Annotated in this window: 14 protein-coding genes; all 14 read left to right on the top strand. The window is 62.1% G+C overall.

Annotated features, from left to right (window positions below):
• Window positions 1-20 precede the first annotated feature (20 nt).
• The 14 genes from mnmA to nuoH all read left to right on the top strand — a co-directional run bounded on the left by mnmA (window position 21) and on the right by nuoH (window position 17129).
• Entirely contained in the window at window positions 21-1145 is a 1125-nt protein-coding gene (gene mnmA, locus QZH45_RS19420; protein ID WP_055135446.1) for a tRNA 2-thiouridine(34) synthase MnmA, read from the top strand.
• Complete coding sequence (gene hflD, locus QZH45_RS19425; protein ID WP_024779307.1) at window positions 1142-1765, top strand: high frequency lysogenization protein HflD; 624 nt, start codon at window positions 1142-1144, stop codon at window positions 1763-1765. Before mnmA ends, hflD begins: the two co-directional genes overlap by 4 nt.
• A 124-nt stretch (window positions 1766-1889) precedes the next feature.
• Window positions 1890-3260 (top strand): adenylosuccinate lyase, encoded by a 1371-nt coding sequence (gene purB, locus QZH45_RS19430; protein WP_024779308.1) that lies wholly within the window; start codon window positions 1890-1892, stop codon window positions 3258-3260.
• 84 nt (window positions 3261-3344) lie between these two features.
• Window positions 3345-4511 carry a cupin domain-containing protein gene (locus QZH45_RS19435; RefSeq protein ID WP_024779309.1) on the top strand — a complete coding sequence of 389 codons (1167 nt, stop codon included), beginning with the start codon at window positions 3345-3347 and terminating at the stop codon, window positions 4509-4511.
• A complete protein-coding gene (locus QZH45_RS19440) occupies window positions 4504-4929 on the top strand; it encodes a GNAT family N-acetyltransferase (protein WP_024779310.1) in 426 nt (141 codons plus the stop codon). The genes QZH45_RS19435 and QZH45_RS19440 overlap by 8 nt, the downstream gene beginning before the upstream one ends.
• Before the next feature lie 289 nt (window positions 4930-5218).
• Complete coding sequence (locus QZH45_RS19445) at window positions 5219-5980, top strand: secretin N-terminal domain-containing protein (protein ID WP_024779311.1); 762 nt, start codon at window positions 5219-5221, stop codon at window positions 5978-5980.
• Between the two features lie 492 nt (window positions 5981-6472).
• Complete coding sequence (gene aceA, locus QZH45_RS19450) at window positions 6473-7798, top strand: isocitrate lyase (RefSeq protein ID WP_024779312.1); 1326 nt, start codon at window positions 6473-6475, stop codon at window positions 7796-7798.
• A 663-nt stretch (window positions 7799-8461) separates the two neighbouring features.
• Window positions 8462-8875 (top strand): NADH-quinone oxidoreductase subunit A, encoded by a 414-nt coding sequence (locus QZH45_RS19455; protein ID WP_024779313.1) that lies wholly within the window; start codon window positions 8462-8464, stop codon window positions 8873-8875.
• A 10-nt stretch (window positions 8876-8885) separates the two neighbouring features.
• Window positions 8886-9560 (top strand): NuoB/complex I 20 kDa subunit family protein, encoded by a 675-nt coding sequence (locus tag QZH45_RS19460; protein ID WP_024779314.1) that lies wholly within the window; start codon window positions 8886-8888, stop codon window positions 9558-9560.
• 73 nt (window positions 9561-9633) lie between these two features.
• Window positions 9634-11418 (top strand): NADH-quinone oxidoreductase subunit C/D, encoded by a 1785-nt coding sequence (gene nuoC, locus QZH45_RS19465; RefSeq protein ID WP_024779315.1) that lies wholly within the window; start codon window positions 9634-9636, stop codon window positions 11416-11418.
• A gap of 2 nt (window positions 11419-11420) precedes the next feature.
• A complete protein-coding gene (gene nuoE / locus QZH45_RS19470; protein ID WP_024779316.1) occupies window positions 11421-11918 on the top strand; it encodes an NADH-quinone oxidoreductase subunit NuoE in 498 nt (165 codons plus the stop codon).
• Complete coding sequence (gene nuoF / locus QZH45_RS19475; RefSeq protein WP_024779317.1) at window positions 11915-13273, top strand: NADH-quinone oxidoreductase subunit NuoF; 1359 nt, start codon at window positions 11915-11917, stop codon at window positions 13271-13273. Before nuoE ends, nuoF begins: the two co-directional genes overlap by 4 nt.
• 137 nt (window positions 13274-13410) lie before the next feature.
• Window positions 13411-16125, top strand: a complete 2715-nt coding sequence (gene nuoG, locus QZH45_RS19480) for an NADH-quinone oxidoreductase subunit NuoG (RefSeq protein ID WP_024779318.1) — start codon at window positions 13411-13413, stop codon at window positions 16123-16125.
• Window positions 16122-17129, top strand: a complete 1008-nt coding sequence (gene nuoH, locus QZH45_RS19485) for an NADH-quinone oxidoreductase subunit NuoH (RefSeq protein ID WP_024779319.1) — start codon at window positions 16122-16124, stop codon at window positions 17127-17129. Before nuoG ends, nuoH begins: the two co-directional genes overlap by 4 nt.
• Window positions 17130-17135 lie beyond the last annotated feature (6 nt).

The following is a 17135-nucleotide window of genomic DNA, read 5'->3' on the forward strand; positions in this document are numbered from 1 at the left end:
AAGACACTCATTGAATTCCTATGCGTGATCCAGATACTTCCGGCACCACCAAGAAGCGCGTCATTGTCGGCATGTCCGGCGGCGTGGACTCTTCCGTTTCCGCCCTCCTGCTGATCGAGCAGGGATATGAGGTGGAAGGCCTGTTCATGAAGAACTGGGAGGAAGACGACGGGACCGAATACTGCACTGCCATGGACGACCTGGCGGACGCCCAGGCCGTGTGCGACAAGATCGGCATCAAGCTGCACACCGCCAACTTCGCCGCCGAGTACTGGGACAACGTGTTCGAACACTTCCTGGCCGAGTACAAGGCCGGTCGCACGCCGAACCCGGACATCCTCTGCAACCGCGAAATCAAGTTCAAGGCGTTCCTCGACTACGCCATGATGCTGGGCGCCGACCTGATCGCCACCGGTCACTACGTGCGCCGCCGCGACATCGACGGGCGCACCGAACTGCTCAAGGGCCTGGACCCGAACAAGGACCAGAGCTACTTCCTGCACGCCGTCGGCGGCGAACAGATTGCCAAGACCCTGTTCCCGGTAGGTGAACTGGAGAAGCCCGAAGTGCGGGCCATCGCCGAAAGACATACCCTCGCCACCGCCAAGAAGAAAGACTCCACCGGGATCTGCTTCATTGGCGAGCGCCGCTTCAGCGATTTTCTCAAGCAGTACCTGCCGGCGCAGCCGGGCGAGATCAAGACCACCGAAGGCGAAGTCATCGGCCGTCATCATGGCCTGATGTACCACACCATCGGCCAGCGTCAGGGCCTGGGCATCGGCGGCTTGAAAGACGCCGGCGAAGAGCCGTGGTACGTACTGATCAAGGACCTGGAGCACAACGAGTTGATCGTCGGCCAGGGCAACGACCACCCTTGGCTGTTTTCCCGCGCCCTGCTCGCCTCCGACATCTATTGGGTCAACCCGATCGACCTGAGCGAACCGCGCCGCCTGACGGCCAAGGTGCGCTATCGCCAGAGCGACCAGCCCTGCACCCTGGAAAAGACCGCCACGGGCTACCGTGCCACCTTCGACGATCCGCAACGGGCGGTGACGCCCGGCCAGTCCGTGGTGTTCTACGACGGTGAAATCTGCCTGGGCGGCGGCGTGATCGAAGTCGCAGAGCCGTGGAGCAGCAAGGCATGAGCCCGACCCAGGAGCAACTGACGGCGCTGGGCGGTGTGTTTCTCGCCGCCGTGCTGGTGGACCGGATCGCCAAGACCGGCCAGACCTCCGAGGCCGGCCTGAGCTGCATGCTCGGCAGCCTGCTGGTACGCGACCCCAGGGACACCCTGGAAGTCTACGGCGGCGACGACTTGAACCTGCGCGAAGGCTACCGCGCACTGATCGGCGCCCTGGAGCGCGATCCCAGCGCCCTGCAACGCGAGCCGCTGCGCTATGCCCTGTCGATGCTGGGCCTTGAACGCCAGCTCGCCAAGCGCGACGACCTGCTGGACACCATCGGCAAGCGCCTGCCGCAGATCCAGTCCCAGGTCGAGCACTTCGGCCCGTCCCACGAAAACGTCGTCGCCGCCTGCGGCGCCCTGTATCAGGACACCTTGAGCACCCTGCGCCAGCGCATCCAGGTGCACGGCGACATGCGCAACCTGCAGCAACCGAGCAACGCCTCGAAAATTCGCGCCCTGTTACTGGCGGGCATCCGTTCGGCGCGGCTGTGGCGGCAACTGGGTGGGCATCGCTGGCAGTTGGTGATCAGCCGACGCAAACTGTTGAAAGAGCTTTACCCGTTGATGCGCAACGAATAAGTCGCCTCAACCCGTTTTTTTACTTCATCACGCGTAATACGCCGGTCAGTTGGCGACGGACCGGCGCTTGTTTTCATGTATGATACGCGCCCCATTTCGTTGCCCGACTGTCCGAGAACACCCCATGCAGCTCTCTTCGCTCACTGCGGTTTCCCCTGTAGACGGCCGCTACGCCGGCAAAACCCAGGCCCTGCGCCCGATTTTCAGCGAGTACGGCCTGATCCGTGCCCGCGTCCTGGTTGAAGTGCGCTGGCTCCAGCGCCTGGCCGCCCACCCCGCCATCGGCGAAGTCCCGGCGTTTTCCGCCGAAGCCAACGCGGTGCTGAACACTCTGGCAGAGAATTTCGCGCTGGAGCACGCCGAGCGCGTCAAAGAGATCGAACGCACCACCAACCACGACGTCAAGGCGATCGAATACCTGCTCAAGGAGCAGGCGGCCAAGCTGCCGGAATTGGCCAACGTCAGTGAGTTCATCCACTTCGCCTGCACCAGCGAGGACATCAACAACCTGTCCCACGCCCTGATGCTTCGTGAAGGTCGTGACGACGTGATGCTGCCGCTGATGCGCCAGATTGCCCAGGCCATCCGCGAACTGGCGATCCGTTTCGCCGACGTGCCGATGCTGTCGCGCACCCATGGTCAACCCGCGTCGCCGACCACCCTGGGCAAAGAGCTGGCGAACGTGGTGTACCGCCTGGAGCGCCAGATCGCTCAAGTTGCCGCCGTGCCTCTGCTGGGCAAGATCAACGGCGCCGTGGGCAACTACAACGCCCACCTGTCGGCCTACCCGGAAATCGACTGGGAAGCCAACGCCCGCGCCTTCATCGAAGACGAGCTGGGCCTGAGCTTCAACCCATACACCACCCAGATCGAACCGCATGACTACATCGCCGAGCTGTTCGACGCGATCGCGCGCTTCAATACCATCCTGATCGACTTCGACCGCGACATCTGGGGGTATATCTCCCTGGGCTACTTCAAGCAGCGCACCATTGCCGGCGAAATCGGTTCCTCGACCATGCCGCACAAGGTCAACCCGATCGACTTCGAAAACTCCGAAGGCAACCTGGGCATCGCCAACGCACTGTTCCAGCACCTGGCGAGCAAACTGCCGATCTCCCGCTGGCAGCGTGACCTGACCGACTCCACCGTGCTGCGCAACCTGGGCGTGGGTTTCGCCCACAGCGTCATTGCCTACGAAGCCAGCCTCAAGGGTATCGGCAAGCTGGAGCTGAACGAGCAGAAGATCGCCGCCGACCTGGATGCCTGCTGGGAAGTCCTGGCTGAGCCGATCCAGACCGTCATGCGTCGCTACAACATCGAAAACCCGTACGAAAAACTGAAAGAACTGACCCGTGGCAAGGGCATCAGCCCCGAAGCGTTGCAGACTTTCATCGACGGCCTGGATATGCCTGCCGATGCCAAGTCGGAGCTGAAGAAGCTGACCCCGGCCAGCTACATCGGCAACGCCGCGGCACAAGCCAAACGCATCTGAGACACGGCTACACCCTTGAGACGCCCGGCCGCGCCGGGCGTTTTTATTCGCGTCTGAAAAGTATATTTTTTCAATAGGTTACACATGAATCCTGATATTCCTCTGCAACTCCTGGGCGGCATCACGGCACGGGAGTTCCTGCGCGACTACTGGCAGAAGAAACCGTTGCTGATCCGCCAGGCGATTCCTGAATTCGAAAGCCCGATCGATGCCGACGAACTGGCCGGCCTGGCCCTGGAAGAAGAAGTCGAATCGCGCCTGGTGCTCGAGCACGGCGAGCGCCCTTGGGAGCTGCGTCGCGGCCCGTTCGCCGAAGACGAGTTCAGCAAGCTGCCGGAGCGCGACTGGACCTTGCTGGTGCAAGCGGTAGATCAGTTCGTCCCGGAAGTCAGCGAGCTGCTGGAGCACTTCCGCTTCCTGCCGAGCTGGCGCATCGACGACGTGATGATCAGCTTCGCCGCCCCGGGTGGCAGCGTCGGCCCGCACTTCGATAATTACGACGTGTTCCTGCTGCAGGGCCACGGTAAGCGCAACTGGAAAATCGGCCAGATGTGCGACTCCGACAGCCCGCTGCTGCCCCATGCCGACCTGCGCATTCTTGCCAACTTCGAGGCCACCGACGAGTGGGTCCTGGAGCCAGGTGACATGCTCTACCTGCCGCCGCGCCTGGCCCACTGCGGCGTAGCTGTGGATGACTGCTTGACCTACTCCGTAGGGTTCCGCGCACCAAGCGCCGCCGAAGTACTGACCCACTTCACCGACTTCCTCAGCCAGTTCCTGCCGGACGAGGAACGCTACACCGACGCCGACGCGCGCCCGGTGAGCGATCCACATCAGATCCAACACGACGCCCTCGACCGCCTCAAGGGTTTGCTGGCCGAGCACATGAGCGACGAACGCCTGCTACTGACCTGGTTCGGCCAGTTCATGACCGAGCCGCGCTACCCGGAACTGGTGGTAGGGCCGGAACTGGAAGAAGACGACCTGCTGGCCGGCCTGGAACAGGGTGCCGTGATCATCCGCAATCCGAGCGCGCGCCTGGCCTGGTCGGAAGTCGATGACGACCTGCTGCTGTTCGCCAGCGGTCAGAGCCGCTACCTGCCAGGCAAGCTGCGCGAACTGCTGAAAATGATCTGCGCGGCCGATGCCCTGCACATTGAAAACCTCAGCCCATGGCTGGCCGACGAAGACGGTCGCGGCCTGATCTGTGAGCTGGTCAAGCAAGGCAGCCTGGGGTTCGCCGATGAATAAAATCCACGTTCGTGTCGCAGACTGGCAGAAGGACAACGCCGAGATCCGGCGCATTCGTGAGAGCGTATTCATTGTCGAGCAGTCCGTCCCACCCGAGCTGGAATGGGATGCCGACGATCAGAGCGCGGTGCATTTCCTCGCCTTCGAAGGCGATTTCCCCATCGGCACCGCGCGCCTGCTGACCGACGGTCACATTGGCCGTGTCTCGGTGCTCAAGGACTGGCGCGGCCTGAAAGTGGGCGATGCGCTGATGCACGCGCTGATCGCCGAAGCCGAGAAACGCGGGCTCAAGCAACAGAAGCTCAGCGCCCAGGTGCATGCCACGCCGTTCTATGAGCGGCTGGGTTTTGCGGTGGTCAGCGAGGAGTTCCTGGAAGCAGGAATTCCCCATGTGGACATGGTCCGGCACTCAGCCTGACACGATCCTCTGAGGGGGATTTATCTGTGGCGAGGGGATTTATCCGCGCTGGGCTGCGTAGCAGCCCCAATGGGGTTGAATTACATTGACCTGATACACCGCGGCGATTGATTTAGGGGCTGCTTCGCTGCCCAGCGGGGATAAATCCCCTCGCCACAAGACCACCTTGCAACACCTGAAACGCCCCGCCATCCCCGATGCCGGGGCGTTTTGCCGTCTATCATTCAACTTGCCCCACCCTGGGCCGACAAACTGGCAATATCAAGCCTTTGTCCCGCGGAGAAATGGAATGTCCTTACGCACCCTCCTGGCCACCCTGCTGCTCGGCTGCAGCCTGTCGGTCATGGCCGACACGCAAGTCGTGCCGTTGAACTACCGCACCAGCGCCGATCTGCTCCCGGTAGCGCAGAATTTCATCGGCAAGGACGGCCAGGTCAGCGCCTACGGCAACCAGCTGATCGTCAATGCCGACCCCGGCAAGATTGAAGAACTCCGGCAATTCCTGGCCCAATTGGACACCGCTCCCAGACGCTTGCTGATCACGGTCGACACCAACGAAAACAACCTGCAGGGCGACCAGGGCTACTCCATCAACGGAGCCGCCCCCAGCCAGACCCGCATCATCAACCGCAGCACGGCCAGCCGTGACGGCGGCGTGCAACAGGTACAAGCCAGCGAAGGCCAGCCGGCGCTGATTCAGGTGGGTCAGAGCGTACCGTTCACCAGTAACCAGACGGACACCTACGGTCGCATGCAAAGCCAGACTGAATACCGCAACGTCACCCAAGGCTTCTACGTCACGGCGAGCGTCACCGGCGAGACCGTTCATCTGAGCATCAGTACCAACCGTGACCGCATGAGCCAGGAACGTCCCGATGTAGTGAACGTTCAGAGTACCGACACAACTGTCAGCGGACGGCTGGGCGAATGGATCACGCTGGCCGGCGTGAATCGCCAGACCCAGGCCGACAAACAGGGCCTGACCCGCAGCTACTCGACACAAGGCCGTGACGACATGATTCTGCGGGTCAAGGTCGACACCCTGAACTGAAGCACCAGAAACTGACTGACGAGTCGTATTAGACCAAAGATGTAGTGCTTGAAAAAAAGCACTACAAAACGTTTGACGAGCCAAAAAACCGAAGGCATGATGGCCTCGCTCCCGCTAATCAGGGGCCCTGGCAAGGGCCTTCGGGTCGCCGCTTGCATCTACCCCGCAAGCCGATTCGTGTCTGTACCGCCCACAAGGTGTGTTTGACGAGGTTGCGACTGGAACGAAGTTGTCCCGAGGGACGGAAGCGTAACTAGGTAACCCGGCATCACTCTGAGTTCGTACAAGGGCCCACGACGCCCGAATGCGCCCGCAGTCCGCCTCTACCTGCTCACTTTCCCCTCGAGCCCATCGTTCATCCCGTCGCCTCCCCGCCTGAACCGACTTGTATGCCCGGCCCCCTGGCCAGCGAGCAGCCTTCTTCGCCAATGACTGGCGGATCGGCAGGAGCAGGAATCTTCCACACCCGACGATGCGACGAGGTTTATTTCCATGGCACTGACACGCGAACAGCAAATTGCAGCCCTTGAAAAAGACTGGGCTGAAAACCCACGCTGGAAAGGCGTGAAGCGCAATTATTCCGCTGCTGACGTCGTCCGCCTGCGTGGCTCGGTTCAACCTGAGCACACCTTTGCGAAAATGGGCGCCGAGAAGCTGTGGAACCTGGTGACCCAGGGCGCCAAGCCATCCTTCCGTCCCGAAAAAGATTTCGTCAACTGCATGGGCGCCCTGACAGGCGGCCAGGCGGTACAGCAAGTCAAGGCCGGCATCCAGGCGATCTACCTGTCGGGCTGGCAAGTGGCTGCGGACAACAACTCCGCCGAGTCGATGTACCCCGACCAGTCGCTGTACCCGGTGGATTCGGTTCCGACGGTGGTCAAGCGCATCAACAACTCGTTCCGTCGCGCCGACCAGATCCAGTGGAAAGCCGGCAAGAACCCGGGCGACGAAGGCTATATCGATTACTTCGCACCGATCGTGGCTGACGCCGAAGCCGGTTTCGGCGGCGTCCTGAACGCCTACGAGCTGATGAAGAGCATGATCGAGGCAGGCGCCGCTGGCGTTCACTTCGAAGACCAACTGGCCTCGGTGAAAAAATGCGGCCACATGGGCGGCAAAGTACTGGTACCGACCCAGGAAGCCGTGCAGAAGCTGACCGCTGCCCGCCTGGCCGCCGACGTTGCCGGCGTACCGACCATCATCCTGGCCCGTACCGACGCCAACGCCGCCGACCTGCTGACCTCCGACTGCGATCCGTATGACCAGCCGTTCGTGACCGGTACCCGCACCCAGGAAGGTTTCTACAAAGTGCGCGCCGGCCTCGACCAGGCCATCGCCCGCGGCCTGGCCTACGCCCCATACGCCGACCTGATCTGGTGCGAAACCGCCAAGCCGGACCTGGATGAGGCCCGCCGCTTTGCCGAAGCGATCAAGAAGGAATACCCGGACCAGATCCTGTCGTACAACTGCTCGCCTTCCTTCAACTGGAAGAAAAACCTGGACGACGCGACCATCGCCAAGTTCCAGCGCGAACTGTCCGCCATGGGCTACAAGCACCAGTTCATCACCCTGGCCGGCATTCACAACATGTGGCACAGCATGTTCAACCTGGCGCACGACTACGCCCGCAACGACATGACCGCCTACGTGAAGCTGCAGGAGCAGGAATTTGCCGACGCCGCCAAGGGCTACACCTTCGTGGCTCATCAACAGGAAGTGGGCACCGGCTACTTCGACGACATGACCACCGTGATCCAGGGCGGCGCTTCGTCGGTGACCGCACTGACCGGTTCGACCGAAGAAGAGCAGTTCCACTGATCAATGGGTAACGGCCCTTGCGGACCGAATAAAAGCTAACCGCAAGGCCGACGATCTGACGCCCCGACTGGTTCGGGGCTTTTTTTTCGCCTGCATTTCAAGAACAGCATCGACCCTGTGGGAGCCGAGCTTGCTCGCGATAGCGGTAGGTCAGTCGACAACGATGCCGCCCGGTCGACCGCCATCGCGAGCAAGCTCGGCTCCCACAAGTCTTGCCGCCTGACTGACAGGCATTGGACACAAGAAATCGAAGAGTCTTCAGAAAAATTGATCGAACGCAGCAACAGACAGTCCGAAAAAGAGTAAAACGGCCAGCGCTGACAATTGCAGCAGCGAGCCTGTAAGAAAAGTTCTCAGCTACTGCACCGGGATATTGATGGAAAGTCCGCACAAACAACAATAATTATCATTTGCAAGGCATTATCATTGTTGTACCGCGCACGAAATATAATAGATGAATTATCGGCCAATGCCCGCTGGGCCTGGGCTGCGCAGCCTTGGAGGTGCGCTATGTCCTTATTCCAATAAATAATTTCGCTACAGGAATTTTACTTGCCCGGTGTTTAGCCATAAAATCACCGCGATTGATTGCTGCGACATATCGTCACTGCGTTATTTCTTTCAAGCTCAGAGGCCCTTTGCCCTCTGTTAAGGATTTCCAGCATGCCCGAAGCGACAGGACTCATGGCCCACAACTGGGGCTTTGCCATTTTCCTTCTGGGTGTCGTCGGCCTGTGTGCCTTCATGCTCGGGCTGTCGAGCCTGCTCGGGTCAAAAGCCTGGGGCCGCAGCAAAAACGAACCGTTCGAGTCCGGCATGCTGCCTACCGGCGGCGCCCGCTTGCGGCTCTCAGCCAAATTCTATCTGGTCGCGATGCTTTTCGTGATCTTCGATATCGAAGCCCTCTTTCTCTTTGCCTGGTCTGTGTCCGTCCGCGAAAGCGGCTGGACCGGATTTGTCGAAGCTCTCGTTTTCATAGCAATTCTGTTGGCAGGTCTTGTCTACCTTTTCCGGGTGGGGGCACTTGATTGGGCTCCGGAAGCTCGGCGCAAGCGGCAAGCGAAGCTGAAACAATGAGGCTTTGGCAATGCAATACAATCTCACCAGGATCGACCCCGATGCTCCTAACGAGCAGTATCCGATTGGCGAACGGGAAACCGTTTCCGATCCGTTAGAAGATCAAGTCCACAAAAACATCTTCATGGGCAAGCTCGAAGACGTGCTGAACAGCACGGTCAACTGGGGTCGCAAGAACTCCCTGTGGCCGTACAACTTCGGCCTTTCGTGCTGCTACGTGGAAATGACCACCGCCTTCACGGCGCCCCACGACATCGCGCGCTTTGGCGCCGAGGTGATCCGGGCATCGCCGCGCCAGGCGGATTTCATGGTTATCGCCGGTACCTGCTTCATCAAGATGGCGCCGATCATCCAGCGTCTCTATGAGCAAATGCTCGAACCGAAGTGGGTCATCTCCATGGGTTCGTGCGCCAACTCCGGTGGCATGTACGACATCTATTCCGTCGTTCAAGGGGTGGACAAGTTCCTGCCCGTGGACGTCTACGTGCCTGGCTGCCCGCCCCGCCCCGAAGCTTTCCTGCAAGGCCTGATGCTGTTGCAGGAATCGATTGGCCAGGAGCGTCGCCCACTGTCCTGGGTCGTTGGCGATCAAGGCGTCTATCGCGCCGAGATGCCGTCGCAAAAGGAACAGCGCCGCGAACAGCGTATCGCAGTCACCAACCTGCGCAGCCCCGACGAAGTCTGATCCAGCTCTGTTCCTGAACAAGAAACACGAACCTGGCTTCATTCTTTACGTTGACCGAAAGCGATAAATAACCATGACTACAGGCAGTGCTCTGTACATCCCGCCCTACAAGGCAGACGACCAGGATGTGGTCGTCGAACTGAACAACCGTTTTGGCCCCGAGGCGTTCACCGCCCAGCCGACCCGCACCGGCATGCCGGTGCTTTGGGTTGCCCGCGCCAGACTCGTCGAAGTCCTGACCTTCCTGCGCAACCTGCCCAAGCCGTACGTCATGCTCTATGACCTGCACGGCGTGGACGAGCGCCTGCGCACCAAGCGCCAGGGCCTGCCCGACGGCGTCGACTTCACCGTGTTCTATCACCTGATGTCGATCGAGCGTAATAGTGACGTAATGATCAAGGTCGCCTTGTCCGAGAGCGACCTCAGCGTGCCGACCGTGACCGGCATCTGGCCGAACGCCAACTGGTACGAACGTGAAGTGTGGGACATGTACGGGATCGATTTCCCCGGCCACCCGCACCTGACGCGCATCATGATGCCGCCGACCTGGGAAGGTCACCCGCTGCGCAAGGACTACCCGGCCCGTGCCACCGAGTTCGACCCGTTCAGCCTGTCCCTGGCCAAGCAACAGCTCGAGGAAGAGGCCGCGCGCTTCAAGCCTGAAGACTGGGGCATGAAGCGTTCGGGCGCCAACGAGGACTACATGTTCCTCAACCTGGGCCCGAACCACCCTTCGGCCCACGGTGCGTTCCGCATCATCCTGCAACTGGACGGCGAAGAGATCGTCGACTGCGTCCCGGACGTCGGCTACCACCACCGTGGCGCCGAGAAAATGGCCGAGCGCCAGTCCTGGCACAGCTACATTCCGTACACCGACCGGATCGACTACCTCGGCGGCGTGATGAACAACCTGCCGTATGTGCTTTCGGTCGAGAAACTGGCCGGGATCAAGGTTCCGGACCGGGTCGACGTCATCCGCATCATGATGGCCGAGTTCTTCCGTATCACCAGCCACCTGCTGTTCCTGGGCACCTACATCCAGGACGTCGGCGCCATGACGCCGGTGTTCTTCACCTTCACCGACCGCCAGAAGGCGTACACGGTGATCGAAGCCATCACCGGCTTCCGCCTGCACCCGGCCTGGTACCGCATCGGTGGCGTTGCCCACGATCTGCCACGTGGCTGGGAAAAGCTGGTCAAGGACTTCGTCGAGTGGATGCCCAAGCGCCTGGACGAATACACCAAGGCTGCCCTGCAGAACAGCATCCTCAAGGGTCGCACCATCGGCGTCGCGGCCTACAACACCAAGGAAGCCCTGGAATGGGGCGTCACCGGTGCAGGCCTGCGTTCCACCGGTTGCGACTTCGACCTGCGCAAGGCACGCCCCTACTCCGGCTACGAGAACTTCGAGTTCGAAGTACCGCTGGCGGCCAACGGCGATGCCTATGACCGCTGCATGGTTCGCGTCGAGGAGATGCGCCAGAGCGTCAAGATCATCGAGCAATGCATGCGCAACATGCCGGAAGGCCCGTACAAGGCGGATCACCCGCTGACCACGCCGCCGCCCAAGGAGCGCACGCTGCAGCACATCGAGACCCTGATCACGCACTTCCTGCAGGTTTCGTGGGGCCCGGTCATGCCGGCCAACGAGTCCTTCCAGATGATCGAAGCGACCAAGGGCATCAACAGTTATTACCTGACGAGCGACGGCGGCACCATGAGCTACCGTACCCGGATCCGCACCCCAAGCTACCCGCACCTGCAGCAGATCCCTTCGGTGATCAAAGGCAGCATGGTCGCGGACTTGATCGCGTACCTGGGTAGTATCGATTTCGTTATGGCCGACGTGGACCGCTAAGCATGAACAGCACGCTTATCCAGACAGACCGTTTCGCCCTGAGCGAAACCGAGCGCTCGGCCATCGAGCACGAGCTGCATCACTACGAAGACCCGCGCGCGGCGTCGATCGAAGCCCTGAAGATCGTCCAGAAGGAACGTGGCTGGGTGCCTGACGGCGCGCTCTACGCCATCGGCGAGATCCTCGGCATCCCGGCGAGCGACGTCGAAGGCGTCGCCACCTTCTACAGCCAGATCTTCCGCCAACCCGTAGGCCGCCACATCATTCGCGTCTGCGACAGCATGGTCTGCTACATCGGTGGCCACGAATCCGTGGTCAGCGAAATCCAGAGCAAGCTGGGCATCGGCCTCGGCCAGACCACCGCCGACGGCCGTTTCACGCTGCTGCCGGTGTGCTGCCTGGGCAACTGCGACAAGGCTCCGGCGCTGATGATCGACGACGACACCTTCGGTGACGTTGCACCCGCCGGCGTTGCCAAATTGCTGGAGGGCTACGTATGACCCTGACTTCCTTCGGGCCCGCCAACCGCATCAAGCGCTCGGCCGAAACCCATCCCCTGACCTGGCGCCTGCGTGACGACGGCGAAGCCGTGTGGCTGGACGAGTACCAGGCCAAGAACGGCTACGCCGCCGCGCGCAAGGCGTTCGCCGACATGGCCCAGGACGACATCGTCCAGACCGTGAAGGACTCCGGCCTCAAGGGTCGCGGCGGTGCGGGCTTCCCCACCGGCGTGAAGTGGGGCCTGATGCCCAAGGACGAATCCATCGACATCCGCTACCTGCTCTGCAACGCGGATGAAATGGAACCCAACACCTGGAAGGACCGCATGCTGATGGAGCAACTGCCCCATCTGCTGATCGAGGGCATGCTGATCAGCGCCCGTGCGCTGAAAACCTACCGTGGCTACATCTTCCTGCGCGGCGAATACACCACCGCCGCCAAGCACCTGAACCGTGCCGTGGAAGAAGCCAAGGCCGCAGGCCTCCTGGGCAAGAACATCCTGGGCAGCGGCTTCGATTTCGAGCTGTTCGTCCATACCGGCGCCGGGCGTTACATCTGCGGTGAAGAAACCGCACTGATCAACTCCCTGGAAGGCCGTCGTGCCAACCCGCGCTCCAAGCCGCCCTTCCCTGCCGCCGTGGGCGTGTGGGGCAAGCCGACCTGCGTGAACAACGTCGAGACCCTGTGCAACGTGCCGGCGATCATCGCCGACGGCGTGGACTGGTACAAATCCCTGGCCCGCGACGGCAGCGAAGACATGGGCACCAAGCTCATGGGCTTCTCCGGCAAGGTCAAGAATCCCGGCCTGTGGGAACTGCCTTTCGGCGTCACCGGCCGCGAGCTGTTCGAGGACTACGCCGGCGGCATGCGCGACGGCTACAAGCTCAAGTGCTGGCAGCCCGGTGGTGCCGGTACCGGTTTCCTGTTGCCGGAGCACCTGGACGCACAGATGTACGCCGGCGGCATCGCCAAGGTGGGCACCCGGATGGGTACCGGCCTGGCCATGGCGGTGGACGACAGCGTCAACATGGTGTCGCTGCTGCGCAACATGGAGCAGTTTTTCTCCCGTGAATCCTGCGGCTTCTGCACCCCTTGCCGCGATGGCCTGCCCTGGAGCGTCAAGCTGCTGATGGCCATCGAGAACGGCGAAGGTCAGCCCGGCGACATCGAGACCCTGCTGGGTCTGGTGGGTTTCCTCGGCCCAGGCAAGACCTTCTGTGCTCACGCACCGGGTGCCGTGGAGCCGTTGGGCAGCGCGATCAAATACTTCCGCTCTGAATTCGAGGCCGGCATCGCGCCTACCCGCGCAGGCGACCTCAATCAGGTGGTCACGCCGACCATGGTCGGCGCGTAACACGCTTAAGAAGGCGAAGGGTCCGTGCCCTTCGCCTTTCGTCCGATGACGCCTTTGCAGGCTGTTTGGATTCGGACGAACGACAAGATTCCATTAGCCACGCCCGCTGACACCGGGCCAACGAAGAACTTTGAACCATGGCCACTATCCACGTAGACGGCAAAGCGCTCGAAGTCGACGGGGCAGACAACCTGTTACAGGCATGTCTGTCGCTAGGCCTCGACATCCCTTATTTCTGCTGGCATCCCGCGCTTGGTAGCGTCGGGGCCTGCCGGCAGTGCGCGGTCAAGCAGTACACCGACGAAAACGACACCCGTGGTCGGATCGTCATGTCCTGCATGACCCCCGCCACCGACAACACCTGGATCTCCATCGACGATGAAGAATCCAAGGCGTTCCGCGCCAGTGTCGTCGAATGGCTGATGACCAACCACCCGCACGACTGCCCGGTCTGCGAGGAAGGCGGTCACTGCCACCTGCAAGACATGACCGTGATGACCGGCCACAACGAGCGCCGTTATCGCTTCAAGAAGCGCACCCACCAGAACCAGCAACTGGGCCCGTTCATCTCCCACGAGATGAACCGCTGCATCGCCTGCTACCGCTGCGTGCGCTATTACAAGGACTACGCCGGCGGCACCGACCTTGGCGTGTTCGGCGCCCACGACAACGTGTACTTCGGTCGCGTTGAAGACGGCACCCTGGAAAGCGAGTTCTCCGGCAACCTCACCGAGGTCTGCCCGACGGGTGTGTTCACCGACAAGACCCACTCCGAGCGCTACAACCGCAAGTGGGACATGCAGTTCTCGCCAAGCATCTGCCACGGCTGCTCCAGCGGTTGCAACATCAGTCCGGGCGAGCGCTACGGCGAACTGCGTCGCATCGAGAACCGCTACAACGGTTCGGTGAACCAGTATTTCCTGTGCGACCGCGGCCGCTTCGGCTACGGCTACGTCAACCGCACGGATCGTCCACGCCAGCCGCTGCTGGCCGACGGTACCAAGCTGAGCCTGGACGCTGCCCTGGACAAGGCCGCCGAACTGCTGCGCGGCCGCAACATCGTCGGCATCGGTTCGCCACGGGCCAGCCTGGAAAGCAACTACGCACTGCGTGAACTGGTCGGCGCCGAGCACTTCTACAGCGGCATCGAAGCCGCTGAACTGGAGCGCATCCGCCTGGTGCTGCAAGTGCTCAAGGACAGCCCGCTGCCCGTGCCGACGATGCGCGACATCGAAGACCACGACGCCGTGTTCGTCCTCGGCGAAGACCTGACCCAGACCGCCGCACGCATGGCCCTGGCCCTGCGCCAGTCGGTCAAGGGCAAGGCCGAGGACATGGCCGACGCCATGCGCGTCCAGCCGTGGCTCGACGCTGCCGTGAAGAACATCGGTCAGCACGAGCTGAACCCGCTGTTCATCGCCAGCCTGGCTGAAACCAAGCTCGACGACGTCGCCGAGGAATGCGTCCACGCCGCTCCTGACGACCTGGCGCGCATCGGCTTTGCCGTCGCCCACGCCCTGGACGCCAGCGCCCCGGCCGTCGAAGGCCTGGACAGCGAAGCGACCGCCCTGGTCCAGCGCATCGCCGATGCCCTGCTGGCCGCCAAGCGTCCGCTGGTGATCGCCGGTACCTCCCTGGGCTCTAAGGCCCTGATCGAGGCCGCCGCCAACATCGCCAAGGCCCTGAAGCTGCGCGAGAAGAACGGTTCCATCAGCCTGGTCGTGCCGGAAGCCAACAGCCTCGGCCTGGCCATGCTCGGTGGCGAATCGGTCGATGCCGCGCTGCAAAAGGTGATCGATGGCAACGCCGACGCCATCGTGGTGCTGGAAAACGATCTGTACACCCGCACCGACAAAGCCCGTGTGGACGCCGCGCTGAACGCCGCAAAAGTGGTGATCGTCGCCGACCACCAGAAGACCGCCACCACCGACCGCGCCCACCTGGTGCTGCCGGCGGCGAGCTTCGCCGAAGGCGACGGTACGCTGGTCAGCCAGGAAGGCCGCGCCCAACGCTTCTTCCAGGTCTTCGACCCGCAATACCTGGACGCCAGCATCCTGGTCCACGAAGGCTGGCGCTGGCTGCACGCCCTGCGCGCCACCCTGCTGAACCAGCCGATCGACTGGACGCAACTCGACCACGTCACCGCTGCCTGTGCCTCCAGCACCGAGCAACTGGCCGGCATCGTCGACGCCGCGCCGTCCGCCGCGTTCCGCATCAAGGGCCTGAAACTGGCCCGTGAACCGCTGCGTTACTCCGGCCGCACCGCCATGCGCGCCAACATCAGCGTTCATGAACCGCGCACCCCGCAGGACCAGGACACCGCGTTCGCCTTCTCCATGGAAGGTTACTCGGGCTCCGCCGAACCGCGCTCGCAAGTGCCGTTCGCCTGGTCTCCGGGCTGGAACTCGCCGCAGGCCTGGAACAAGTTCCAGGACGAAGTCGGTGGTCACCTGCGTGCCGGTGATCCGGGCACCCGCCTGATCGAAAGCCATGGCGACGGCCTGAGCTGGTTCGCCAACGTGCCGCGCGCCTTCAACCCGGCACCGGGCACCTGGCAGGTCGTGCCGTTCCATCACCTGTTCGGCAGCGAAGAGAACTCTTCCAAGGCCGCTCCGGTACAGGAACGCATCCCGGCCGCCTACGTGGCGCTGGCCAAGTCCGAAGCCGATCGTCTGGGTGTCAACGACGGCGCCCTGCTGAGCCTGAACGTGGCCGGCCAGACCCTGCGTCTGCCGCTGCGCATCAATGAAGAACTGGGCGTCGGCCTGGTGGCCCTGCCGGCCGGCCTGGCGGGAATCCCGCCGGCGGTGTTCGGTAAAACCGTCGACGGTCTGCAGGAGGCAGCGCAATGAGCTGGTTCACCCCTGAAGTGATCGATGTGATCCTGACGGTCCTCAAGGCCATCGTGATCCTGCTGGCCGTGGTGGTCACAGGCGCATTGCTGAGCTTTGTCGAACGTCGCCTGCTGGGCTGGTGGCAGGACCGCTACGGTCCGAACCGCGTCGGCCCGTTCGGCATGTTCCAGATCGCCGCCGACATGATCAAGATGTTCTTCAAGGAAGACTGGACGCCACCCTTTGTCGACAAGGTGATTTTCACCCTGGCGCCGGTGGTGGCCATGAGCGCCTTGCTGATCGCCTTTGCGATCATCCCGATCACCCCGACCTGGGGCGTGGCGGACCTGAACATCGGCCTGCTGTTCTTCTTCGCCATGGCCGGCCTGTCGGTGTACGCGGTGCTGTTCGCCGGCTGGTCGAGCAACAACAAGTACGCCCTGCTGGGCAGCCTGCGGGCGTCGGCCCAGACTGTGTCCTACGAGGTGTTCATGGGCCTGGCGCTGATGGGCGTGGTGGTCCAGGTCGGCTCGTTCAACATGCGCGACATCGTCGAGTACCAGGCCCAGAACCTGTGGTTCATCATTCCGCAGTTCTTCGGCTTCTGTACCTTCTTCATCGCTGGCGTAGCCGTGACCCACCGTCACCCGTTCGACCAGCCGGAAGCGGAACAGGAACTGGCCGACGGTTACCACATTGAATACGCCGGCATGAAATGGGGCATGTTCTTCGTGGGCGAGTACATCGGTATCGTCCTGATCTCGGCACTGCTGGTGACGCTGTTCTTCGGCGGCTGGCACGGTCCGTTCGACATCCTGCCGCAACTGTCCTTCGTGTGGTTCGCCCTGAAGACCGCGTTCTTCATCATGCTGTTCGTCCTGCTGCGCGCCGCCATCCCGCGCCCGCGCTACGACCAGGTGATGGACTTCAGCTGGAAATTCTGCCTGCCACTGACCCTGATCAATTTGCTGGTGACCGCTGCGATCGTGTTGATGAACACGCCTGCGGCCGCGGTTCAGTGAGGATTT

Source organism: Pseudomonas corrugata, assembly GCF_050920615.1.
Taxonomy (GTDB): Bacteria; Pseudomonadota; Gammaproteobacteria; order Pseudomonadales; family Pseudomonadaceae; genus Aquipseudomonas; species Aquipseudomonas corrugata.